The organism is Streptomyces sp. NPDC006487, from assembly GCF_042870555.1.
Classification (GTDB): Bacteria; Actinomycetota; Actinomycetes; order Streptomycetales; family Streptomycetaceae; genus Streptomyces.
Genome location: NZ_JBIAHN010000011.1, coordinates 1 through 23,820 on the forward strand (window position 1 = coordinate 1; position 23,820 = coordinate 23,820).

Sequence of the window (23,820 nt, forward strand, 5' to 3'; positions counted from 1 at the left end):
CGGGCTGGGACATGTTGCCCGCGTTGTCCTGCGTCTGGAGGTAGAGGTAGTTGGTGCCCCAGGCGCGCGGGGTGTAGGTGATGTTGGCCTTGCCCGCGGTGAACGTCTTGATGATCTGCGGGTCGGTGTCGGTGCAGTTCCAGTCGGAGGCCGCCTTGACCGGGTCGGTGGTCCAGCGGGCGCAGGCCAGGCCCGAGCTGCGGTTGGTACCGGTGGTCGGGGCGTTGTCCGCACCGGCGAGGGTGAAGGTGCCCGACTCGTCGACACGCTTGGGGTGACCACCGGTGGTACCGGAGAGCGGGAAGTCGGTCGAGGTCACGGCTGCGGACGGCGGGGTCCGGTCGACGCGGAAGAAGCACCAGTTGCTCTCGGCGCTGGTCAGCGTGTCGTCCGTGGTGCGCGAGGTCCAGCCGTACTGGTGGCCTTCGATGAGCGCGCCGGCGTTGACGACGGCGTCGCCCGCGGAGCCGTTCCAGCCGGTCTGGTGCCACACGGAGGCACCGGCGGCGTCGTCGTCCCAGATCTGGAAGGTCGTCTGGAGCTGGCGGCCGGTGGGCGACCAGGTCTCGGACGTCAGCTGGATGTTGGTGTTGGCGCCGATCCAGCCCGGGTTGTCCCAGGGCTGGGCCGCACCCGGGGTGGTGCAGGCGGAGTAGGTGCCGGTGCCGGCGAAGCCCGGGGTCGGGCTGGTGCGGGGGTTGCCGATGTGGGGCTGGAAGTCGTACGTGGTGACGATGTGCGGGGTGTTGCTGAACCGCTGGCGGTAGTACATGTTGCCTTCGTCGTCCGGCGCGAGACCGAAGGTGAAGGTCGACCAGCGGCCGGAGGCCGCGTTCTTCATCTGGCTGGTGACGTTGTACTGGATCTCACCGGTGCCCGAGATGGTGGCTCCACCGATCTTGGTGCAGCCGCCCATGCGCGAGGCCTTGTCACAGGGCTGCCGGTTCCAGCTCGTGGGGCTGCTGATGCCCGTGGGGCTGTGGTAGAGACCCATCGGCGTGGCCGTGCTCGGACTGGAGGAGGACACGACGGTGGCGTAGAGCCGCGCGTCGAGGACCTCGGCACCGTGGATGCCCGAGTTGATGCCGATCTGGAAGTAGGCGCGCTCGCGGCCCTTGCGGGTGCAGGTCGAGTATCCGCAGTAGCCGGAGGCCGGGGTGTTCTGGCCGTCGGAGGTGCCGTTGAACTCGTTGGTGTCCGGGTACGCCTCCTGGACCTGCGACCAGGCCTGGTTGGCGCTGTCGGCGGAGGGGTTGACGCCCGGGTCGATGTACCAGGGGCCGGTGCCCTGGCCGAGGAGCGAGGTGTCGGGGATCAGGTCGATGCCGGTGGCATCGGCCTTGACGCCGATGGGCTTGACGTTGGCGGTGTCGCCGGGGGCGTCCGCGCTGGAGGCGATGACCCGGTCGGCGGAGGCCGGCGCCGACGACGGGGCGTCCGATCCGCTCGAGCCGCTCGCGGCGGCGGACTTCCCGCTCTTGCTGCCGCCCTGCGGGGCGGCCGCCTCAGGGGTGGCCTTCTTCGTGGAGTCCCACATGAAGGAGGTGGGGCTGGTGAAGCGGGCCTTGCCCTGGGCGTCGTTGAAGCTGATGTTGCCGGCTGCGTCGGCGGTGGTCTTCAGCCCGGGGGCGTCGACGCCGAGGCGGATCTTCTTCAGCGCCGGGTTCGCTGCGGCCTGCGCGGTGTGGACGATCAGGACCTGGCTCCAGCCACCGAGCCGGGTGGCGGTCAGACGCAGGTCGACGTCGGGCAGGACGTTCTCGTAGAGCGCGTCATTGCCCTCGAGGGTGGGCTTGGGCAGCTTGAAGGGCGTCTTGAAGGCCAGCTTCTTGCCGTCGGCCGTGCCCATCGTCGCCATCGGGCCGCTACCGCCACCGGAGATGCGGAGCGGGGACGGAACGACCGCCGGGGATATGGTCCCGTCGGCGTTCACCCGGAGCGTGGTGTCGATCGCCTTCCACGACCCGTTCGCCTGCTTCACCCGCTCGGGCGCCGAGGCGGCGTCCACGCTGAGGGTGCCGGCCGGGTTGGCGAACGTCTGCGAGTTGCCGGTCGTCAGGTGCTCGATGACCACGCGCTTGCCGCTGCTCTTCGCCTGCGCCAGCGCCGCTTCCACAGCCTTCTGCTCGGCGGTGGGCTCGGGCTTGGGGGTCGAGGCAGGCCAGTTGCTGTCGGCCGGCCCGTTCGAGGCGAAGGCACCCGGGGCGGTGATGAGCCCGGCGCCGAGGGACAGCACGACGGCGCCCGCGACGGGAAGCATCACGGCCGCGGATGCCCGCCGACGCCGGAGGGTCCCCGGTCTGGCGTCGGAAGATGAAGAAGATGGCCTCATGCGCAGAGGTCCTCGCTATGTGCGTCGGTGAACGAAGGTCACGCGCACGTTCCTTGCTGGCCGAAAACCTGTCAAGATTTCATAAGCACGGTATGCCCGGTTCACCTCAATAAGGGTTATGTTGGCCGTCAAGTGACATTGATCATGTAAGAAGATCCTAAGGAAAATTTAACGATTGAAACCCCCCGTCCTTAAGGTGCGCTGTCCGGCCTCTGCCAGAGCCGGCCTTTGTCGTTCCTTTTTGTGGGGGAAGTTTGTTGTCTCGTCAGGGTGGTTTGCTTTCGCGTGCGCGCGCGAGACGGCCACATGTTGCGATGGTCGCCGTGCTTGCGGTGTTCATCTCCGGCCTGGGCTTGCCCGCGGTCGAAGCGGTGGCGAAGCCGCCGAAGGTGTGGGTGCCGCCGAATACGGCGCTCCCGCAGACCAAGCCCGTCAAGGGCTCGAATGCCAAGCCCGTCAACGCCAAGGCGCCGGCCGGTAAGGCGTGGAAGCCGGATGAGAAGGCGAAGGCCCCGTCCGGTTCCGCGACCGTTCCGCTCTCCATTACCGGTGGAGCGGCAACCGCAGGCGCAGGAAAGTCGGTTCAGGCCGGCTCTTTGCCCGTGTGGGTTGCTCCCGCCAAGGGGGTGAACCGTTCGGCGAAGCTGTCGGAGCTCGCTACTTCCGGTTCCGCTTCTGGTTCCGGTTCCGGTGAGGGTTCGCTTCGGGTGGAGGTGAAGGACGAGGCGAAGACGCGTGCGGCGGGTGTCGGGGGCGTCCTCGTCGCTCTGACCGACGCGGCGGGCAGCGCTGCTTCGGGCAAGGTCCAGGTCGGTTTCGACGTCGCGGCGTTGGCGAAGACGACTGGCGCGAACTGGGCGGACCGTGCGCGTGTGGTGCGTCTTCCCGACTGCGCGCTGACGACTCCGGGCGCGAAGGGCTGCACGGCCCGGACCCCGGTCGCTTCCCGCAAGGACGCCTCGGGCCGTCTGGTCGCGGAGATCGACGCACCCAAGACGAAGGCGACTGCCTTCAAGTCGGCTCCGTCGGATGCGCCGCAGATGCTGGCGTCGCAGGCGGTTGCGCTTGCGGTGGAGGCGGGTCCGTCGGGTGCGAGTGGTGACTTCACCGCGACGCCGATCGCGCCGTCCATGTCGTGGCAGGCCGGCGCGAACGCGGCGAACTTCACCTACGGCTACACCGTCGAGGTTCCCTCCGCGATCGCGGGCGCGGGCCCGGATGTGGGCCTGGCCTACGACTCGTCCTCGATCGATGGCCGTACGGCGTCGACGAACGCGCAGTCCAGTGGCTTTGGTGAGGGTTGGGACTGGAGTCCTGGCTCGATCTCGCGTTCCTACAAGGGCTGTAAGGACGCGGGGATCGCGGAGTCGGGTGACGAATGCTGGGCCGGGGACATCCTGTCCCTGAACCTGGCAGGCCACTCGGGCCAGATCGTCCGGGACGACACCTCGTGCGTCTATCACCTTCAGGGTGAGGACGGTACGAAGATCGAGCGTCTGACCGGGCAGCGCAACGCGGCCTGGAAGGGCGAGGGCTTCAAGGTCACCACGACCGATGGAACCCAGTACTACTTCGGCTCCAACCGCCTGCCCGGCGGCGACGGCACCGACCCCGAGGCCAAGTCCGTCTCGACGGTGCCGGTGTATTTCAACAGTGGTCAGGACAAGTGCCTGGGCGCGACGACTCCGGCGAACGGTACGTGGCAGCAGCTGGGCTGGCAGTGGAACCTCGACTACGTCGTGGACCCGCACCAGAACCTGGTCTCCTACCGGTACGAGCAGGAAGACAACTTCTACGGGCGTGGCGGTGGCCAGAACGGCGGCACCGGCACCAACACGAAGTACCAGCGCGGTTCCTACCCGACCTGGATCGGCTACGGCCAGCGCCTGCCCGAGCAGATCACCGCGAAGGGCCTCGCGAAGCCGGCCGTCCAGATCAACATCAAGAACGCCGAACGCTGTGTCGTGATCGGTGCGGTCACCTGCACCGACACCGCCCAGCGGGTCAAGGCGAACGCCGCTTCCTGGCCCGACACCCCGATCGACCAGGAATGCCCGGCCACCGGCCAGTGCCTGAACCTGTCCCCGACCTATTTCACGACGAAGAAGTTCACCCAGATCGCCAGTCAGGTCTGGACGGGCACCGCGTGGCGCACGGTCGACTGGTACGACCTCAAGCAGTCCTTCCAGGACCCGGGTGACGGCACGTCCCCGACCCTGTGGCTCGACTCGATCCAGCGCAACGCCACCAACAGCAAGACCGCGATCAAGCTCCCCGCGGTCCTGTTCCAGGCCACGCAGTTCCCCAACCGTGTCGACGGCGTGGTCCGCCGCCCCGACGGCACCGACGCTTCGGCGCCCAGCTACCGGCGACCGCGCATCCAGACGATCACCACCGAGACCGGTGGTCAGATCAACGTCGCCTACAAGGCCCCCGAGTGCTCGCGCCTCAACGGCACGATGCCGTCCTCCGAGGACGGCAACACGATGGCCTGCATGCCGGTCAAGTGGTACCTGCCCGGCCAGTCCTTCGCGGACCCGGTCAACGACTGGTTCAACAAGGTCATCGTCCAGTCCGTGACCCAGCAGGACAAGGTCGGCGGCCAGGTCTCCACCGTCACCGACTACGAGTACGGCGGCGGCATCGCCTGGCACCGCAACGACTCAGAATTCACCGACGCCAAGACCCGCACCTGGGACCAGTTCCGCGGCTACGCCACCGTCACCACCCGCACCGGTAACGGCAACGCGAGCGAAGCCCCGCGCACCAAGAGCGTGGTGACGTACCTGCGCGGTATGGACGGCGACGTCCTCGCCAACGGCACCAAGCGCAGCGTGAACGTCACCGACACGCAGGGCGGGACGATCAAGGACGAAGAGGTCCTGTCCGGCTTCGTCCGCCAGACCCAGACATACGACCGCGACGGCGTCGACGGAACCGTCATCGGGGACGAGGTCACCACGCCGTGGCTCGGCCCGGTCACCGCGACCCGCGCCCAGTCCGCCGGGATGCCCGCGATCACGGCCCGTGCACTGAACACGGCGAAGGTCACCACCCGGGCGAAGCTCGCCTCCGGCAGCTGGCGCACCTCCGAGCGCTCGTCGACGTACGACACGACGCTCGTCACCCGGCCCCTCCAGGTCGACGACAACAGCGACATCTCCCGCACGGACCAGCGTCTGTGCACCACCTTCGAGTACCCGACCGGCCCGGGCGGGGCAGTCACCGAGCTCGCCTCCCGCACCCTGGTCATCTCCGGTGTCTGCGGTCAGACCCCGACGGCGGCCAACACGGTCGGTGACACCCGCTCGTACTTCGACGGCATGGCCTACGGCCAGGTCGGAGCCACCGCGGACGGCACGGGCACCGAGGTCCTGGAGAAGTACGACGGCACCGGCAAGCCGGTCTACCGTCTCAACTCCACCTCCACCTACGACGCCTACGGCCGCGTCACCAGCAACACCAACAAGGTCCGCACCGACGCCACCCACCCCGGTGGCGCCGTCACCACGACCGAGTACTCCCCGGCCACGGGCGTCCTGCCGGACACCATCACCCACACCAACCCACTGGGTTGGAAGTCGACGACCACGCTCGACATCGGCCGTTCGCAGCCGCTGAAGAGCACCGACGAGAACAACCACGTCGCCGAGCGTACGTATGACGCGCTCGGGCGGGTCGTGAAGATCTGGCAGCCCGGTCAGGACTCCACGACGGACCTGCCGGTCCGCAAGTTCTCTTACACGATGAACGGCACCAACGCGCCGTCCGCCGTTCTGAGCCAGGCGCTCATGAACGACAACAGCTACACCTCCAGCTACTCCATCTACGACGGCCTCGGCCGCGTCCGCCAGACCCAGGCCTCGCCCCCCTCGGGCGTCGCCGGCCGGATGATCACGGACGCGCTGTTCGACTCCCACGGTCGGCAGGTCAAGACCAGCGCCGCCTACTACACCGACCAGGGCGCGCCCTCCGCGGCCGTGTTCCTGCCCAACGGCGGCGTCCAGCCCGACAGCAAGATCCCGGCCCAGACCGTCTCCGTCTTCGACGGCCTCGGCCGCGTCACCGCATCCATCTCCCAGTCCTTCGGCGTGGAGCAGTCCCGCTCCAAGACCGACTACCTGGGCGTGGACGAAGTACGGCAGACTCCGCCGCCCGGCGGTTTCGCCACGGCGACGATCACCAACGGCACCACCTCGATCCTGCGCCAGTACAAGGCCAACACGCCCACCGGTGCCTACGACGACACGACGACCGTAACCAACACCCAGGGCCAGGAGCTGTCGCGGAAGGACTCCGCCGGCAACGAGTGGACCTTCGCCTACGACCTCCTCGGCCGTGTCGTCAAGACCACCGACCCCGACTCGGGCACCAGCACCACGGTCTACGACAGCAAGAAGAACCTGTCCACCTCCACGGATGCCCGCCTCAAGAGCGCCACTTCGGTCACCGACCTCCTCGGTCGTCCCGTCGCGACGTACGAGGGCACAGCGGTGGACCCGGCCAAGCAGGTCGGCGCGTTCACGTACGACGCCAAGAAGCTCGGCAAGCCCGACAGCACCACCCGCTATGTCGGTGGCAAGACGGGCAGCGCCTACGTCACGGAGGTCACCGGTTACGACGGCGGCTACCGCCCCCTCGGCACCAAGGTCACCATCCCGGCGACCGAAAAGGAACTGGCCGGCACTTACGAGACGACCAACACCTACGACGCATACGGCCAGCTGAAGACCGCGGCCCTGCCCGGTATCCCCAAGGCCGGCCTCGGCGTGGAGACGGTGACCTACGGCAACGACGTAGCGGGCAACCTGACCTCCATCGGCGGCAAGATCGGGCTCACCAAGACCCCGTACCTCGTGGACGTGCGCTACGACCCCTACGGGCGGGCCATCCGCACCACCGTCGGCGACACCGGCATGCAGGTCGTCTCCACGACCGACTTCGACGCGGGAACCGGCCGTCCGGTCCGTTCCACCCTGGACAAGCAGACCGCCGCGACCGCGAGCGTCGACGTCCTGGACTACACCTACAACAAGGCCGGTCTGATCACCTCGATCGGTGACACCCAGGACGGCACCGGCCGCGACCTGCAGTGCTTCACCCACGACTACCTCGGGCGCCTGACCCAGGCCTGGACCGACACCGGCACCCAGACCACGGCCCCCGCGCCCAGCGTCCGTGGTATCGGCGGCTGCACGAACAGCACGGGCCCGAAGGTCGACGGCACCGGCAAGCCCAGCGTGGGCGGTACGGCTCCGTACTGGCAGCAGTACGAGTACGACGCGATCGGCAACCGCAAGAAGCTGGTGAAGAAGGACGTCACCGGCAACGCGGCCAAGGACGTCACGATCGCCCAGACGTTCGGCCCGAAGAGCAACACCCCGTCCACCGACCCGCAGACGGGCGGCGGTACCGGTGGTCCGCACGCACTGATGTCCTCGACCGAGACCGGCCCGTCCGGAACCAAGGTCACCTCCTACACCTACGACGCCGCCGGCAACACCGCCGGCATCACCAACACCGCCGGCACCAAGTCCCTTACCTGGAACGGCAAGGGCAAGCTCGACAAGATCGTCGGCACCGGCGAGAGCGCCGGCACCAGCTACCTCTACGACACCAGCGGCAACCAGCTGATCCGCCGCGACCCCACCAGCACCACCCTCACCATCGGCGCCGACCAGCTCACCCTGGACACCGCCAGCGGCAAGGTCTCCAACGTCCGCACCTACGGCATGCCCGGCGGCCTGTCCGTCACCCGCACCACCGGCAACAGCACGTCCGCGTTCACCTACCAGGGCGCGGACCACCACGGCACCGGTGGAGTCCAGTTCAAGGCCTCCGACCTCAGCCACGTCCGACGCGCGAGCGACCCGTTCGGCAACGAGCGCGGCACCCAGCCCGCCCCCGGCGCCTGGGCAGGGGACAAGGGATTCATCGGAGGCACCAAGGAGAAGTCCACCGGACTCACCCTCCTGGGCGCCCGCGAATACGACCCCACCACCGGACGCTTCATCAGCCCCGACCCGATCATCAACGCAGGCGACCCGCAGCAGTGGAACGCCTACGCCTACTCCAACAACAGTCCCGTCAACGCATCGGACCCCAGCGGCCTGGCTCTGATGTGGAGGTGCGAGAGCAACTGCCCCGACGACAGCCAGAGCGCCGGCAATCTCTGGGAAACCGGCGGCACCAGTCAGGACGAGCCGGACAGGTCGGCCCTGGACGAGGCGAACAACAAGGTCACCAACGCCAAGAAGAAGCGCGACAAGCTGATCGACGAAGTCATCGACGTGGTCGGTGACCTCATCGGATACAACGACGCCCGGGACTGCTTCACCAAGGGCGACGTGATGGCCTGCATCAACACGGCCCTGAACTTCGTCCCCTGGGGCAAGCTCTTCAAGGCCGTCAAGGTCGGCATCAAGGCCTTCAAGATCTACAAGGAGATGAACAAGGCCTACGACGCCATCCACGAGGCCGAACGCGGAGCATCCAAGGCCTCCGAGGCCTACAGCACGGCGAAGAAGGCACTGAAGGAAGCCCGCGACGCCGAAGCCAAGGCAGCCCAAGCCGCATCGGAGAAGGCAGCCAAGGAATCCGCCAGCGACAGCGCGGGAACCCAGGCGAAATCAGTGGCCGACGAAGCCGACTCCGCGAAGAACACCGGCGGAGGCGACGCACCGGCGGCCGCCACCGGATGCAACAGCTTCCCCGCGGGTGTGCAGGTCCTGATGGCCGACGGCACGGCCAAGTCCATCGAGGACGTCAAGGACGGCGACGTGGTCATGGCCACCGACCCGCAGACCGGCCAGACCCTCCCCAAGACCGTCACCACCACCATCACCACCCCCGACGACAAGGACTTCACCGACCTCACCCTCACCGACGACGCCAACCCCCGCGCCGCCGGTGCCAAGGTCACCTCGACCTACCACCACCCCTACTGGAGCGAAACCCGCAACCAGTGGGTCGACGCCGGCGAACTCACCACCGGTGAACAGCTTCGCCAGCCGGGCGGCACCACCCTCACCGTCACGGCGGCGCGCAACTACCCCCACGCCGTCACCACCCACAACCTCACCGTCAGCGACTTCCACACCTACTACGTGCTCGCGGGTGCCGCCCCGGCCCTCGTCCACAACTGCAACTTGGCTCTGGGATGGCAGCGGAAGGGTGCGCTCGACGAATGGGCAAGGTCGGAGGGGCACACGACCCTCTCCAACGCGACCCGGGACACTTACGCCCAGATCGTGGAAAAGGAAATCGCCGATTCGAACGTGACACTGCACGTCAACATGACGGGCCTGCGGGACAAGGGCGACTTCATGGCCGCTGCGCAGCGCGGCCTCACGGCGGGCGAGGCCGGACATGCCACGGACTACGAGATGTCCTTGATCGCCAGAGCTGTCGCCAACGGTCAGCGCGGATGGGATACGGTCAATTTCTACTCCCCGACCGGCCCCAAGGGAGCCATGGCCCTGGACGATGTGCCCCTGCCGGATCTATCGAAGCTGATAGGAGCCCTCGACCCCGTGAAGGGTTCGAGCATCGGCGCATGCTGGTGCCGATCCTTCGGCCGCTGAGGAAGGGAACATGGAAACCCCCCGGAAAGATCTTTACCCGGACGTGGCCGCTCTGGGTGACCTCGCACAGGCCATGACAGAGGTCGCCGCATTGCGCGGCTGCGACATCGGGTCAGTGCACTCGGTGTCCGGCGTCGCGAAGATCGATACGGTACGCGGCGTCGTATCGGTCGACCTTTCGACCGAGCAGCGCAATTTCCTGGTGAGCGTCTACGTTCCGGAATTCACCTGGCCCATCGGATCCACGGATGATCTCGGGTTGCTCGTGGAAGCGCTCACCGCATGGCGCGAAGGCATGGCGTTCGACGAGTTCGAGGCGAAGTTCACGTTCGTACGGCTCGACGCATTCGTCCGGGCGATCGAAAACGGAGAGCCTGCCTCTGCACAGTGGGCCGACCTCCTGTCGTCCGAATTCCACAGGCCGCAATGGGACCTGATGCGCCGCATCCACGAGGACGAGACGCTCCGGGTCTTCTATCCCACGATCTCGCACGGTGCCGTCCGGCTCCGCGTGGACGCGGCGGACGGGGCGAGCCGCCAGGTCCTCGTGCAGGAACTGGGCGAGAAGTCCTACAAGGTCCTGCGCGTGGGTGTGCCCGCGAGCACCTGGGTCGAAGTGCCGGCCGGCGATCTGATCGCCTACCTGCGGACCGCCCTGACCCGGGAGTGATCCCGACCGCCCGATGAAGTCGAAACCCCGCCAGGCCTGCCTGGCGCGGTTTCTTCGTGCCCCTCGCGCCCGGAACCGGCGGGCCGGGGCCGGCAGGCCGGGCGTACCGCGGGAATCCCGGCCCGGCCTCCGCCGTTACCGGTAGACCACTAGGAGGGAATCCATGTTCTCGTACCGCCGCACGCCCGAGCTCCCCACCCGCGAGGAAGCCCTGACCGGCCGCGCGGAGCCGCTCTTCGGGCTGCCCGCCGTGCACACCGTGCTCGGCAACCCCCTCGCGGGCCCCTACCCCGCCCACCTCGAGGTCGCGGACTTCGGCCTCGGCTGTTTCTGGGGCGCCGAGCGCAAGTTCTGGCAGACCCCGGGCGTGTGGACCACCCTCGCCGGCTACCAGGGCGGCTTCACCGAGAACCCGACCTACGAAGAGGTCTGCTCGGGCGGCACCGGCCACACCGAGGTGGTCCGGGTCGTCTTCGACCCCTCCCTGGTCTCCTACGAAACCCTGCTGAAGCTCTTCTGGGAGTCCCACGACCCCACCCAGGGCTTCCGCCAGGGCAACGACGTCGGCACTCAGTACCGCTCGGCGCTCTACACCCACTCCCCCGCCGCCCAGGCCACCGCCGAGGCCTCCCGCGAGGCCTACCAGCGCGTCCTGACCGGCTCCGGCTACGGCACGATCACCACGGCCGTCCTGCCGGCCTCGGAGCGCCCCTTCTGGCCGGCGGAGGCGTACCACCAGCAGTACCTGGACAAGAACCCCGGCGGATACTGCGGCATCGGCGGCACGGGCGTGAGCTGCCCGATCGGCGTGGCCCGCGCCGACGGCTGACCGGCTGACGGACGACCGGCTGACGGACGAGGCCCCGGCACCCGCGAAGCGCGGGGGCCGGGGCCTCGTGCGTGCTCCGGAGCGACCGGCTCAGAGCACCGTCACCCGCGCCAGCGCCCACGACGTGTGGTCGAAGGACGACTTCGCGTTGGCATCCTCCACCACCAGCTGGAGCAGCCGTACCCCCCGTACGTCGACGTCGAGCGCCGTCGGTCCCGAGGCGCCGGTCAGCAGGCCCGTCGTGGCCAGCGTGCGCCCGTCGCCGCGCACGATCGCGCGGGTGCCTCCGGCCGACGACTGCTTCGTCGAGAAGTCGTCGATGCCGACCAGGGCGGTGAAGCGGTTCCCGCGGCCGCCCAGGTGGTAGACGATCTCCGACGGGGCGTGCACGCCGAGGCCCTTCGCGTACGTGACCCCGCCGAAGGCGATCGGGGTGCCGTCGCCCGCCGGCTGTTTTCCGTTGGAGCGGTCGATCTCGACCGGGCCCCAGCCGTTGGACGCCGAGACCCAGGGGAGGTCGCTGAGGTAGCCGTCCCGCGTGGGCGGGGCGGGCAGCGGGGCGTAGCGGGCGGGTGCGGTGAAGCCCAGGCCGGACGAGGTGGTGGCCTGCGCCAGGAGCAGTGCGGGCTCCGCCGTCGCGGGCGCGGTCACCCGCCACGTCGTGGTGAGGGCCTCGCCGGGGGCGAGGGAGGCCGCGCCGGCCGGGCCCGCCGGGGCGGCCGTCCAGCCTGCGGGGAGCGGGAGGGTGACGCGGACGTCCGGCCAGGGGCGGCCCGTGCCGTTCGAGACGGTCGTGGTGACGGTGGCCGCCGAAGCGTCCGCGGCCGCCGCGAGGCCCCACGGGCGGCGGACGTAGGTGTCCGCCCAGGAGGAGCGGAGCAGGGCGGTGAGGGAGGCCACCACGGCCGGGTTCGCGGCGGCCACGTCGTTCTTCTCGCCGAGGTCCGCCGTCAGGTCGTAGAGCTCGAACTGCCACTGCGCGTCCGGTACGGTCCGGTCCCGCGCCGGGGCGAACCGTACGGCCTTCCACCGGTCCTTGCGGATGGCCTCCGCGACCTGCTTCGCCCGGCCGCCGTCCTGCGTGTTCGCCCGGCTGGTGACGCCCTGCTCGTCCCGGTACCAGTACAGGTGGTCGTGGACCGGGGCGAGCGCGGGGGCGCCGTTCAGGACGGGGGCCGCCGAGAGCCCGTCGATGTCGGAGGGGGCCGGGGCGCCGCCCGCCAGGTCGGCGAGGGTGGGCAGGAGGTCGTAGAGCGGGGTGGGGCGGGCGCTGGTGGTGCCGGGGGCGATCCGGCCCGGGGACCAGGCGACGAGGGGGACGCGGACGCCGCCCTCGTACAGGTTCCGCTTGTAGCCGCGCAGCGGGCCGTTGGCGTCGAAGAGGTCCGGGTTGACCCCGCCCTCCTCGTGCGGGCCGTTGTCGGAGGCCACCAGGACGACCGTGCGCCCCGCGACGCCCCGCGCCTGCAGCCGGTCGACGATCGCGCCGACCTGTGCGTCGAGGAGGCTGATCTGCGCCGCGTGCGACTTGTTCGCCTGCGTCCATGAGCGGGAGGCGTAGGCGCTCGCGTCGGGGATCTCGCTCGGGGCGTGCGGGAGGTTCGGGGTGAGGAAGAGCAGGAAGGGGGCGGGGCCGGCGGCGTGGGCGTCGATGAAGCCGAGGGCGCGTGCGGCGATCGCGTCGGGGGCGAAGGTGCCCGCCGGGACGGTCTCCTTGGCGTTGCCGTTCCACAGGTACGCCGGGTAGTACTCGTGGGCGTGGCCGTGGTCGATGTACCCGTAGAACTCCTCGAAGCCGCGCGCGGACGGGTGGCTCGGCTGGTCACCGGCCTCCGGTCCGAAGCCCCACTTGCCGAAGAGGCCCGTACGGTAGCCGCGCGCCCGGAGCACCTCCGCGAAGGTGGTGTCGCCCGCGCCGAGGCTGCCCTGGCCGCCGCTGGAGGGGTTGGCCCGGACGGCGGCGTGGCCGGTGTGCAGGCCGGTCAGCAGCGCGGCGCGGGAGGGAGCGCAGACCGCGGCCGCGGAGTAGGCGTCGGTGAAGCGGAGCCCCTCGGCGGCGAGCCGGTCGATGCGCGGGGTGCTGATCAGCTTCTGGCCGTACGCGCCCAGGTCGCCGTAGCCCAGATCGTCGGCCAGGATCACCACGAGGTTGGGCGGGCCCTCCGCCCCGGCGGCGGCCGCCCGTGCGGGCCGGACGGCCTGCGGGAGCGCGGCGAGGCCGACGGCGGCGGCCGCGGAACCCGCGAGGAAATGGCGGCGGCTGGACATCTCGAACTCCCCGGTGGCCGAAGGCTGATGAGAAGATCGTCCGCGCGGAGGGCCGCCGAGACCATGCACGGGGCATGAAGAACGTGTGACGGCCCCCGGAGCGGGCTCGCAGAGCGCGCCCCGGGGGCCGAACAGGTACCGGACGGGGCCCGCCGGGAGCGGGCCGGCCGTCAGATGGTCGAGGTGTCGATGACGAAGCGGTAGCGGACGTCGCCCGACTGGACGCGCTCGTAGGCCTCGTTGACCTCATCGGCGCGGATCAGCTCGATGTCCGCACCGAGCCCGTGCTCCGCGCAGAAGTCGAGCATCTCCTGCGTCTCGGCGATCCCGCCGATCATCGAGCCGGCCAGGGTCTTGCGGCCGCCGATGACGGAGAACAGGTTCAGCGAGACCGGCTCCTCGGGGGCGCCGACGTTCACCAGGGCGCCGTCGACCTTGAGCAGGCCCAGGTAGGCGTCGAGGGCGAGCGGAGCGGAGACGGTCGACACGATCAGGTCGAAGCGGCCGGCCAGCTCCTTGAAGGTGGCCTCGTCGTTCGTCGCGTAGAAGTGGTCGGCGCCCAGCCCCCGCCCGTCCTCCTGCTTGCGCAGGGTCTGCGAGAGGACGGTGACCTCCGCGCCGAGCGCGTGGGCGATCTTGACGCCCATGTGGCCGAGGCCGCCGAGGCCGACGACCGCGACCTGCTTGCCCGGGCCGGCCTTCCAGTGCTTGAGCGGGGAGTACAGCGTGATGCCGGCGCACAGCAGCGGGGCGGCGATGTCGAGCGCGAGGCCGTCGGGGATGCGGACGGTGTAGTTCTCGTCGACGACGACGTGCGTGGAGTAACCGCCGTACGTGGGCTCGCCGTTCCTGTCGAGGGAGTTGTACGTGCCGGTCATGCCCTTGGCGCAGAACTGCTCCTGCCCGGCGAGGCACTGCTCGCACTCGCGGCAGGAGTCGACGAAGCAGCCGACGCCCACGCGGTCACCGACCGCGAACTTGGTGACTCCGGAGCCGACTTCGGTGACGACACCGGCGATCTCGTGGCCCGGGACCATGGGGTAGATGCCCTCGCCCCAGCCGTCGGTGACCTGGTGGATGTCGGAGTGGCAGATGCCGGCGAACTTGATGTCGATGAGGACGTCGTGCGCGCCGACCGGACGGCGCGGGACGGTGATGCGCTCCAGCGGGGCCTTGGGCGCGGGAGCGGCGTAGGCGGCGACCTGGGTGACGGACACGGTGGGGCTCCTCGGAAGACTGCGGTGCGGGGACCTGTGGTGTGGGGACCCGCGGTGCGGGGACCTGCGGTGCGGACGTGTGGTGCGGTTCCGCTGTGTGTTCACAGCCTGCACTCCTGCGCCCCGGACACCCATCCCCCTGCCCTGCCTAGGTCTGCCGGACCTACCCTTGGCGGGGTCAGGCTGACACCCCCGGTCCGCGCCCCCGCGCGGGGATACTGGGGTAATGGACCAGCTTGATCAGCGAGCCGAGCTCGGCGAGTTCCTGCGCTCCCGGCGCGCCCGGCTGCGCCCCGAGGACGTGGGCCTGCCCGACTACGGGCGCCACCGCCGGGTCCCCGGCCTGCGCCGCGAGGAGCTGGCGCAGCTGGCCGGGGTGTCGGTCGCGTACTACACGCGCCTCGAGCAGGGCCACGGCCAGAACGTGTCGGCGGAGGTCCTCGACGCCATCGCGCGGGCCCTGCGCCTGGACGGCACGGAGCGCGCGCACCTGAGCCACCTGGCCGGCCCCAAGCCGCGCAAGCGCCGCCAGGCCCCGCGCCCCGAGCAGGTCCGGCCGGAGCTGCGGACGCTGCTGGACGCGATGGACGGCGTACCGGCGTACCTGGTCGGGCGGCGGCAGGACGTCATAGGCTGGAACAGGCTGGCGGCGGCGGTCTTCGGCGACTTCGGGAAGCTCCCGGCGCAGGAGCGGAACCTGGTGCGGCTGGTGTTCCTGGACCCGGCGACGGCGGAGCTGTATGCGGACTGGGAATGCCGGGCGTGCGAGGTGGTGAGCAATCTGCGCGTGTACGCCGGGCAGTTCCCGGACGACGAACGGCTGTCCGCGCTGGTCGGTGAACTGTCCGTCAAGAACGAGGAGTTCCGCAGGCTGTGGGCGGCCCACACGGTGGCCGACAACAAGATCCACGGCGTCAAGCGGCTGCGCCACCCGCTGGTCGGCGAGCTCCGGCTGTCCTTCGAGACCCTGGCCCTCCCGGACGACCCGGCGCAGTTCCTGGTCACCTACCACGCACCCCCGGGCTCCCCGTCGGCCGACGCCCTCAGCCTCCTCGCCTCCTGGTCCGCGTCGGCCCCGGGCCTGGACCGGGACCGGGACCGGGAGCACGCTCCCGGTCCGGTCGGGGAATCCGCCCCGTAGGGCGGCGGCTACAGCGTCAGCTGGAAGTACCCGAGCCCGCGCTCGCGCCGGTAGCCCAGGGCCGCGTTGACCGCGAGCATCGGGGTGTTGTCGTCCGCCACCGAGGTGGCGATGGTGCGCAGGTCCGGGTGGCGGGTCGCCGCCTCCGTGAGCATCCGGAGCTTGACCGCGCGGCCGAGGCCGTGGCCCCGGTGGGCGGGGACCACCACCGTGTCGTACTGGAGCGCGCGCGGACCCGCCGGGTCGGGGAGGACCAGTTCGGTGTAGGCCGCCACCGCGCCGTCCGGGGTGACGGCGGCGACCGTGGTCAGCGCGCCTCCCCGGTCCAGGATCTTGCGCTGCGCCGCGTGCAGGCGCTCCGCCGTCCAGGTCTGGATCCGCTGGTCCAGCTCCCCCATCGGCGCGTCCTCCATCGCCCCGTGGGCCTCGGCCACCGCCCGCGCCCGGTCGTCCGGCACCAGCCCGGGCCAGCAGTGCAGCTCGTAGCCGGGCGCGAGGGGCACCGTCTCCCCCTTCGCCGCCCGCGCACCCTGCACCCACAGCGCCTCCCGCACGTCCTGTACGTACCAGGCCATGGACAGGACGTTCTCGAAGCCCAGGGACTCGGCGAACGCCTGACCCGGACCCCCCAGGTCCAGCTCCGCCGCGACCGAGGTCCGGCCGTCCGCGAGGAGCTCCTCGCGGATCAGCGCCCACAGGGCCGCTCCCACACCGCGGCGCCGCGCGTCGGGCCGTACGGTCAGCTCGTCCAGGAACGCCGTGTGGTCGTTGGCTCCGTCGGTGAAGAGGACCAGGGAGGCGACGGCGTCGTCCGTCGCCCAGTGCAGCGAGCGCCCCCGCGCCGAGGGCACCCGCAGCGCTCCGGCCACCTCCGTCCGGGAGGGCGGCGGAGTCCCCGGCAGGTCTGCCGTCCTGGCCGCGGCCAGGACGGCCCACCAGTGGTCGACCTCGGTGTCGGTCGGGGGTACGGAGAGTGGGGTGATCGTCATGCTCCGGACCCTAAACCTGACCCTGAACCGGGCCCCGAACCGGAGCGCGGCGGGGCGCTCAGGCGTTTTCGGTGGCGGTCTCAGGCGTTTTCGGTGACGGTCACCTTCCCCCGGCGGATCGTCGCCACCCGCGGCGCCCGCTTCGCGAGCGCGCTGTCGTGGGTGACCATGACGAAGGTCAGGCCGTGTTCCTTCCACAGCCCTTCGAGCAGTTCCATGACCTCGTCGCGCATGGATTCGTCGAGGTTGCCGGTCGGCTCGTCGGCCAGCAGCACCTTCGGCCGCTTCACCAGCGCCCGCGCGATGGCCACGCGCTGCTGCTGGCCGCCGGACATCTCCCCGGGCAGGTGCCCCATCCGCTCGCCGAGACCCACGGAGTCCAGCGCTTCGGCGGCCCGGTCGCGCCGCTCGCGGGCCTTCAGCCCGAGCGGGACGAGGGCCGTCTCGACGTTCTCCTGGGCCGTGAGCGTCGGGATCAGGTTGAAGGACTGGAACACGAAGCCGATGCTCTCCGCGCGGACCCGGGTGAGGCGCGATTCGGAGACGGTGGCGAGGTCGAGTCCGTCGAGGACGATCTGTCCCGCCGTCGGGCGGTCCAGGGCGCCGAGCATCTGGAGCAGGGTGGACTTGCCGCCGCCGGTGGGTCCCTGGATGACGAGGCGGCCGCCGTCCTCGATGGTGAGGTCCACGCCGGCGAGCGCGTCGATGGATTCCTTGCCGCGCTGGTAGCGCTTGGTGACACCGGTGAGTTGGTACATCTCTGGTTCGTTCCCTCGGGTTGCGGGGCGGTGGGACGGGCGGGCAGGCGGGCCGTCAGGGATGCGCGGGGCTGCACACGCAGAAGGACGCACAGCCGTACGAACCTGCGGCCGCGGGCTATTCGACGCGGCGCAGTGCGTCCGCCGGCCTCAGCCGGGAAGCGCGCCAGCCGCCGAAGCCGCCTGCGATCAGTCCGCCCGCGACGGCCAGCGCGACGGCCAGCCCGATGGTGGAGAGCGAGACGGGCGCGGTGAGCGCGATGTCGAGGGCCTTGCCGGCGCTCTGCTGCGCGGAGCGCATCATCCCGCCGCCACCCCCGCCCCCGCCGCCCGGGCCCTGGAGCCGGCCGGCGCCGCCCGCGAGCTGCGCGGTCAGCTGCGGACTGATCGCGGTGATGGCGTAGGCGGCTCCGAGCCCGAGGCCGATGCCCAGCGCTCCGCCGATGAGGCCGTTGACCAGGGCCTCGCCGGCGACCTGGCCGGTGACGCGGCCGCTCTTCCAGCCGAGTGCCTTGAGCGTGCCGAACTCGCGGACGCGCCGGGACACGGCCGAGGAGGTCAGCAGGCCGGCGACGAGGAAGGCGGCGAGGAGGACCGCGTACGAGAGCCACGTGCCGACGGTGGAGGCGAGCGAGGCTGCGGTGGAGAGCGAGCCGGAGACGGTGTCGGCGAGGTCGGCCGAGGTGGTGACGGTGGTGTCCGGGACGTTCTTCTGGATGGCCTGCTTGACGGAGCCGATGGCCTGGGAGTCCTTTGCCTGGACGTAGACCGTGGTGATCTTGTCGGGGGTTCCGGCGAGGGTCTGGGCCTGCTTGAGCGGGACGTAGACGTTGGCGGCCGCGTCGCCGCTGTCGGCGGTGGCGATCCCGATCACCTTGAACTTGGCGCCCTTCACGGTGATTTCGGAGTCGACGGCGAACTTGTTCTTGGTGGCGTAGGCGCTGTCGACGACGGCGACGGCCGCGTCGGTCTCGCCGGCCGCGAAGGTGCGGCCCGAGGTGATCTCGGAGGTGGTGAGCGGGCCCAGCTCGGGCCGGGTGACGTCCGCACCGTAGACGGAGAAGGAGTTGACGTCGAAGTCGGCGCCGCCGCCCTCGACCGTGCCGCCCGTACCGCCGCCGGTGGCGCCCGGCTTGGCGGCCGTGCCGCCACCCTCCGCGCGCTTGAACTCCCCGCGCTTGAACTGCCCGTTGACCTTCATCACCTGCAGGCTGAGTCCGCCGACGGCCTGCGCGACGCCGTCCTGGCCGGACACCTTGGCCACGGTCGCGGCGTCGAGGGTCTCGAAGCCCTGCGGCATGACGAGGTCACTGCTCTGCTCGGCCCCGTCCTCCGCGTCGCCCTCGCCCTTCGCGTCGAACCGGAACCGGGGCCGGGTCGCGGTCTCCCCCTCCGCGGGCGGGGCCTGGGCCTTGGTGACGGTCATGTCCGTGCCGAGGCCGTAGAGCGACTGGAGGACCTTGCCCTGCGCCTGCGTCATGCCCGCCGAGACGGAGGTGACGACGATGACGAGGGCGATGCCCAGCGCGAGTCCGGAGGCGACGACGAGCGCCGCCTTCCTGCGTCGGCGCAGTTCGCGCCGGAGGTAGGTGAAGAACATGCGGCCGAAAGTAGGCAGCACCCGTGACGGTCGGATAAGCCGTCCATAAGAGCCGGATGAGAACGCGAACTCACAGGCGACGCACAGACGGACGGCGGGGAGCTCCCTGGTCGGGGCTCCCCGCCGTCCGTCGCGGGGTTCGGCTGCCGTGCCGGCGCGTCAGACGGCCGAGCCGGCCTTCCAGTCCGCCCAGTTCATGTTCCAGCCGTTGAGGCCGTTGTCCGGCTTGATGGTCTTGTCCGGGGAGTTGACGACCGTGACGACGTCTCCGATGAGGGAGTTGTCGTAGAACCAGGCCGCGGGCTGGCTCGGGTCGTTCGCGCCCTTGGCGTCGTTCAGGCCGACACAGCCGTGGCTGGTGTTGGCGCTGCCGAAGACCGAGTCCGGGCCCCAGTAGTTGCCGTGCACGAAGGTGCCGGAGTTCGACAGGCGCATCGCGTGCGGCACGTCCTTGATGTCGTACTCGCCCTTGCCGTCGTCGTCCGTGAAGCCGACGGTGGCGCCGTTCATCCGGGTCTCCTTGAACTTCTCGGAGATCACCATCTGGCCGTTGTAGGTCGGGTTCTCCGGGGAGCCCGCCGAGATCGGGATGGTCTTGAGGACCGCGCCGTCACGGGTGACCGTCATCTTCTTCGACTTCGCGTCGACCGTGGAGACCTGGCTCCGGCCGATCTTGAAGGTGACGGTCTTGCTCTGCACGCCCTGGATGCCCGGGCCGCCCTGGACCCCGTCCAGCGCCAGCTTCAGCGTGACGGTGGAGCCGGCCTTCCAGTAGGTCTCCGGGCGGAAGTCCAGCCGCTGCGTGCTGAACCAGTGGCCCACGACCTCCTGGCCGCTGCTGGAGGTGACGGTGATGCCCGCCTGGACGGCCTTCTTGTCCTTGATCTGCTTGTCGAAGGTGATGGAGACCGGCATGCCCACGCCGACGGTCTGACCCGCGTCCGGGATGAAGGAGCCCACGAAGCTGTTCTGCGGGGAGACCGTGGTGAAGGAGGCGTTCTCGTGCGCCTCGCGGCCCGCCTCGTCCTTCGCGGTCGCCGACAGGGCGTACTTGGTCGAGCGCTTCAGCGCGCCGTCCGGCTTCCAGCTCTTGCCGTCGGCGGCTATCTTGCCCGCCACCTTCGTGCCCTCGGAGCTCTTCAGCTCGACCTGGGTGAGCGTGCCCTCGGTGACGGCCACGGTGGCCGCGTCGTTCAGGCCGACGTTGGTGGCGCCGTCCTTGGGCGTGATGGCTATCTTGGCCTTGGAGGCGTCCTTGGCCGCAGCCGCGTCCACGTCCGCCTGGGATTTGGCCGAGGCCTCCCCGTTGGACTTCGGCGTCTTGCCGCCGTCGTCGCCACCGCATCCCGCGAGCACCAGTACGCCGCCGAGTACGGCGGATATGGCCACCAGGGACCTTCTCCGCCGCTTACTGTCCGTCCTCACACGCCACTCCATCGTTGCCGGAACCCCGAACTCCCCGGGCAGGGGGCATGACCCCCTGCCTCGTCCTGACAACGCATTACACCCCGAGGTGCTGCCACATTCCGTTCGAATGTGGTCAACCCCACCGTCAGGCGTTGTCAGTCTCTTCGTCGAGCTCCCCATCTTCCTCGTCGAGGTCCCACTCCATGGACTCGGGGTCGTATTCCACGGGCTCGCTGCTCCAGGAGGCCTGTGCGAGCTCCACGCCGGGGATGTCCGCGACCAGGTCGGTGGGGTCCACCAGGTAGGCCAGCGCCTCCGACTCGTCCTCCCGGACGGCCGCCTCGGCGTGGCCGCGCTCCTCGTCCGGCATGAACTCGTCGGCCTTGATGTGCGCGAGGGCGGCTCCGGTGAGCGCGTCGACGTCCGGCACTTCAAGTACCAAATCCACCCGAAGGCGTACGTATCGTGAGTTCTCAGAAGGGTTCATACGACGGAGAGTAATCCCGCGGCAGCCCCGACTTTCCCACGACCCGCCCCTTTCCGTAGCATCACCGCACGGGGCCAATTCGCTGCTGCCACAAGGGGGATCGCACCGTGTCCGCACGCCGATCAACACTCACCGCTCTCGGAGCGACCACCCTCCTCGCCGCCTTGTGGTTCGTCCCCTCGGCGGGAGCCACCGCGCCCGAGCACGCGAAGGCCGCCTCCGGCGCGCCCGCCGCCGCGAACACCCGGGTCCAGGCCGCCTCCGCGCCCGGCCCCGCCCTCGAGCTCGCCGACACGGGCGGCGTGGACACCACGCCCTACCTGCTCGGCGGCACGCTCTTCCTGGGCGCCGGAGCCGGCTTCGTGGCCTTCTCCGTTCGCCGCTCGCGCACGGCGTAGCGGCCACCGGACACGCCGAAGGGTGCGGCCCCGGGATCCCCCGGGGCCGCACCCTTCGCTCGAACAGCTCGAAACAAAAACCTCAGGCCAGGGGGCCCGTGACGGCCTCGACGGCGTCCACGAGACCACCCGAACGAACGAAGGCGTCCGCGGCGGCCAGGTCGGGCGCGAGGAACCGGTCCGGCCCGGGACCCTCCACTCCCGCCGCACGCGCCGCCGCGATGGCGGCCTGGCTGGCCGGCGCCGGGGTCAGCCCGTGGCGCAGCTCGATGGCGCGGGTGGCCGCGTACATCTCGATCGCGACGATCCGGGTGAGGTTGTCGACGGCGGTACGGAGCTTGCGCGCGGCCGACCAGCCCATCGAGACGTGGTCCTCCTGCATGGCGGAGGAGGGGATCGAGTCGGCGGAGGCCGGGACCGCGAGCCGCTTCATCTCGCTGACCAGGGCGGCCTGTGTGTACTGGGCGATCATGAGCCCGGAGTCCACGCCTGCGTCGTCCGCGAGGAACGGCGGCAGGCCGTGGGAGCGGTTCTTGTCGAGCAGCCGGTCGGTGCGCCGCTCGGCGATCGACCCGAGGTCGGCGGCGGCGATGGCGAGGAAATCGAGCACGTAGGCGACCGGAGCGCCGTGGAAGTTTCCGTTGGACTCCACGCGCCCGTCGGGCAGCACGACCGGGTTGTCGACGGCGGAGGCCAGCTCGCGGGAGGCGACGAGGGCGGCATGCGCCATGGTGTCGCGGCCCGCGCCGGCGACCTGCGGCGCGCAGCGCACGGAGTAGGCGTCCTGCACGCGCGGGGCGGTCTCCTCCTGGTAGTGCCGGACGAGCCCGGAACCCTTTAGGACGGCGGCCATGTTCGCGGCGGAGGCACCCTGGCCGGGGTGCGGGCGGATGGCGTGCAGCTCGGGCTGGAGCACCTTCTCGGTGCCGAGCAGCGCCTCCAGGGTCAGCGCGGCGGTGATGTCGGCGGCGGTGTAGAGCTTGCCGAGGTCGGCCAGGGCCATGACCAGCATGCCGAGCATGCCGTCGGTGCCGTTGAGGAGGGCCAGGCCCTCCTTCTCGCGGAGCTCGACGGGCTCGATCCCGGCCTCCGCGAGCAGCTCCCCGGCCGGACGGACGGTCCCGTCGGGGCCCTCCGCGTCACCCTCGCCCATCAGCGCGAGCGCGCAGTGCGAGAGCGGGGCGAGGTCGCCGGAGCAGCCCAGCGAGCCGTACTCGTGCACGACGGGGGTGATCCCGGCGTTGAGCACGTCGGCCATCGTCTGCGCGACGGACGGCCGGACGCCGGTGTGACCCGAGGCGACGGTCTTCAGCCGCAGGAACATCAGCGCACGCACGACCTCGCGCTCGACGCGCGGGCCCATGCCGGCGGCGTGCGAGCGGACGATGTTGCGCTGGAGCTGAGCGCGCAGCTCGGGGCTGATGTGCCGGGAGGCGAGCGCCCCGAACCCGGTGGACACCCCGTAGACGGGCTCGGGCTTCGCGGCGAGCGCCTCCACGATCTCCCGGGCCCGCCCGAGCGCGGCGACGGCCTCGCCGGAAAGCTCGACGCGGGCATTGCCGCGGGCGACCGCGATCACGTCTTCGGCGGTGGTCCCGGACGTTCCCACCACGACAGTGTGCATATCCATATTCAGCAGCCTACGGACTGAATCCCTTCATGTCACCCCTCCGAGGCGCCGCCCGCACGGTGCGGCCCCGGCGGGCCGCCACCCTTTCGAGGCGCCGCTCGCGCGGTGCGGCCCTGGCGGGCCTCCCCGGCTTCGCCCCACCGCGCCGAACTCCGTCCGGCGATGGCCGGTCGGGACTTCCGCCACCACCGTCCCGGCGGGGAGGTCCGGTGGGCGGGTGCGGGTGGCCGGGCCCTGCGGGGCGGTTTCCCCTGCCCGCCCTTCCACCGTTCCCCGGGCTCCGCCCGGACCCATGCCGGGTGCCGCACCGCCGCACGGGGGCCGGCCCCCCGGCACCCCACGCCTCAAACGCCGACGGGGCTGAAACGCCCTCGCCCCTTCCAGCCCGTCCGGCGTTTGAGGACCGGGGTCCGGGCAGCGCCCGGGGAACGGCGGAAGGGCGGGTAGGGGACTTCGCCCCGCAGGGCCGAACCAGCCGGGGCCGCGGCTCGCCGGGGCGGGGCGGGGCGGG

General features: G+C 70.5%; 13 protein-coding genes and 1 pseudogene. 5 read left to right on the top strand and 9 right to left on the bottom strand.

Annotated features, from left to right (window positions below; genetic code table 11):
• A pseudogene (locus ACFYM0_RS19895) lies at positions 1-2,263 on the bottom strand (hypothetical protein); the annotation flags it as partial.
• 383 nt (positions 2,264-2,646) lie between these two features.
• Between ACFYM0_RS19895 and ACFYM0_RS19900 the strand changes: the two are divergent.
• The 3 genes from ACFYM0_RS19900 (at position 2,647) to msrA (ending at position 11,414) form a co-directional block, all read left to right on the top strand.
• Positions 2,647-9,915 carry a polymorphic toxin-type HINT domain-containing protein gene (locus ACFYM0_RS19900; protein ID WP_388503060.1) on the top strand — a complete coding sequence of 2,423 codons (7,269 nt, stop codon included), beginning with the start codon at positions 2,647-2,649 and terminating at the stop codon, positions 9,913-9,915.
• A gap of 10 nt (positions 9,916-9,925) precedes the next feature.
• Complete coding sequence (locus tag ACFYM0_RS19905) at positions 9,926-10,585, top strand: hypothetical protein (RefSeq protein ID WP_388503062.1); 660 nt, start codon at positions 9,926-9,928, stop codon at positions 10,583-10,585.
• A 163-nt stretch (positions 10,586-10,748) separates the two neighbouring features.
• Complete coding sequence (gene msrA, locus ACFYM0_RS19910; RefSeq protein ID WP_388503064.1) at positions 10,749-11,414, top strand: peptide-methionine (S)-S-oxide reductase MsrA; 666 nt, start codon at positions 10,749-10,751, stop codon at positions 11,412-11,414.
• Between the two features lie 90 nt (positions 11,415-11,504).
• Here the strand turns inward: msrA and ACFYM0_RS19915 are convergent, their stop codons facing one another.
• Together ACFYM0_RS19915 and ACFYM0_RS19920 are read right to left on the bottom strand one after the other, a co-directional pair.
• Complete coding sequence (locus ACFYM0_RS19915) at positions 11,505-13,682, bottom strand: sulfatase-like hydrolase/transferase (RefSeq protein WP_388503067.1); 2,178 nt, start codon at positions 13,680-13,682, stop codon at positions 11,505-11,507.
• A 170-nt stretch (positions 13,683-13,852) separates the two neighbouring features.
• A complete protein-coding gene (locus ACFYM0_RS19920; protein ID WP_388503068.1) occupies positions 13,853-14,899 on the bottom strand; it encodes an NAD(P)-dependent alcohol dehydrogenase in 1,047 nt (348 codons plus the stop codon).
• Between the two features lie 226 nt (positions 14,900-15,125).
• On the opposite strand from ACFYM0_RS19920, the gene ACFYM0_RS19925 reads away from it, so the two are divergent.
• Positions 15,126-16,040, top strand: coding sequence for a helix-turn-helix transcriptional regulator (locus ACFYM0_RS19925; RefSeq protein WP_388503069.1), 915 nt, complete (start codon positions 15,126-15,128; stop codon positions 16,038-16,040).
• An 8-nt stretch (positions 16,041-16,048) separates the two neighbouring features.
• Here ACFYM0_RS19925 and ACFYM0_RS19930 read toward each other — a convergent pair whose 3' ends face one another.
• The 5 genes from ACFYM0_RS19930 to ACFYM0_RS19950 form a co-directional block, all read right to left on the bottom strand.
• Positions 16,049-17,029 carry a GNAT family N-acetyltransferase gene (locus ACFYM0_RS19930; RefSeq protein WP_388503072.1) on the bottom strand — a complete coding sequence of 327 codons (981 nt, stop codon included), beginning with the start codon at positions 17,027-17,029 and terminating at the stop codon, positions 16,049-16,051.
• An 80-nt stretch (positions 17,030-17,109) separates the two neighbouring features.
• Positions 17,110-17,787, bottom strand: a complete 678-nt coding sequence (locus tag ACFYM0_RS19935) for an ABC transporter ATP-binding protein (protein ID WP_266880775.1) — start codon at positions 17,785-17,787, stop codon at positions 17,110-17,112.
• Between the two features lie 118 nt (positions 17,788-17,905).
• The gene (locus ACFYM0_RS19940; protein WP_388503076.1) at positions 17,906-19,387 is read right to left on the bottom strand and encodes an ABC transporter permease; all 1,482 of its coding nucleotides are present in this window, start codon (positions 19,385-19,387) and stop codon (positions 17,906-17,908) included.
• 159 nt (positions 19,388-19,546) lie between these two features.
• Positions 19,547-20,824: an Ig-like domain-containing protein gene (locus ACFYM0_RS19945; RefSeq protein ID WP_388503077.1), complete on the bottom strand. Its 1,278-nt coding sequence runs from the start codon at positions 20,822-20,824 to the stop codon at positions 19,547-19,549.
• Positions 20,825-20,939: 115 nt separating this feature from the next.
• The gene (locus ACFYM0_RS19950) at positions 20,940-21,224 is read right to left on the bottom strand and encodes a hypothetical protein (RefSeq protein WP_266880772.1); all 285 of its coding nucleotides are present in this window, start codon (positions 21,222-21,224) and stop codon (positions 20,940-20,942) included.
• Between the two features lie 164 nt (positions 21,225-21,388).
• Here ACFYM0_RS19950 and ACFYM0_RS19955 point away from each other — a divergent pair, with 164 nt between their 5' ends.
• On the top strand, positions 21,389-21,679 hold the full coding sequence (locus ACFYM0_RS19955; protein ID WP_327254622.1) for an LPXTG cell wall anchor domain-containing protein: 291 nt from the start codon (positions 21,389-21,391) through the stop codon (positions 21,677-21,679).
• A gap of 82 nt (positions 21,680-21,761) precedes the next feature.
• On the opposite strand, the gene hutH is transcribed toward ACFYM0_RS19955, so the two are convergent.
• The gene (gene hutH / locus ACFYM0_RS19960; protein WP_388503599.1) at positions 21,762-23,303 is read right to left on the bottom strand and encodes a histidine ammonia-lyase; all 1,542 of its coding nucleotides are present in this window, start codon (positions 23,301-23,303) and stop codon (positions 21,762-21,764) included.
• Between the last annotated feature and the right edge of the window lie 517 nt (positions 23,304-23,820).

Excerpts from the sequence above, each read along its gene's own strand:
- ACFYM0_RS19900 (WP_388503060.1), top strand. The coding sequence starts at position 2,647 with ATGGTCGCCGTGCTTGCGGTGTTCATCTCCGGCCTGGGCTTGCCCGCG.
- ACFYM0_RS19905 (WP_388503062.1), top strand. The coding sequence starts at position 9,926 with ATGGAAACCCCCCGGAAAGATCTTTACCCGGACGTGGCCGCTCTGGGT.
- msrA (WP_388503064.1), top strand. The coding sequence starts at position 10,749 with ATGTTCTCGTACCGCCGCACGCCCGAGCTCCCCACCCGCGAGGAAGCC.
- ACFYM0_RS19915 (WP_388503067.1), bottom strand. The coding sequence starts at position 13,682 with ATGTCCAGCCGCCGCCATTTCCTCGCGGGTTCCGCGGCCGCCGCCGTC.
- ACFYM0_RS19925 (WP_388503069.1), top strand. The coding sequence starts at position 15,126 with ATGGACCAGCTTGATCAGCGAGCCGAGCTCGGCGAGTTCCTGCGCTCC.
- ACFYM0_RS19930 (WP_388503072.1), bottom strand. The coding sequence starts at position 17,029 with ATGACGATCACCCCACTCTCCGTACCCCCGACCGACACCGAGGTCGAC.
- ACFYM0_RS19935 (WP_266880775.1), bottom strand. The coding sequence starts at position 17,787 with ATGTACCAACTCACCGGTGTCACCAAGCGCTACCAGCGCGGCAAGGAA.
- ACFYM0_RS19940 (WP_388503076.1), bottom strand. The coding sequence starts at position 19,387 with ATGTTCTTCACCTACCTCCGGCGCGAACTGCGCCGACGCAGGAAGGCG.
- ACFYM0_RS19945 (WP_388503077.1), bottom strand. The coding sequence starts at position 20,824 with ATGGAGTGGCGTGTGAGGACGGACAGTAAGCGGCGGAGAAGGTCCCTG.
- hutH (WP_388503599.1), bottom strand. The coding sequence starts at position 23,303 with ATGCACACTGTCGTGGTGGGAACGTCCGGGACCACCGCCGAAGACGTG.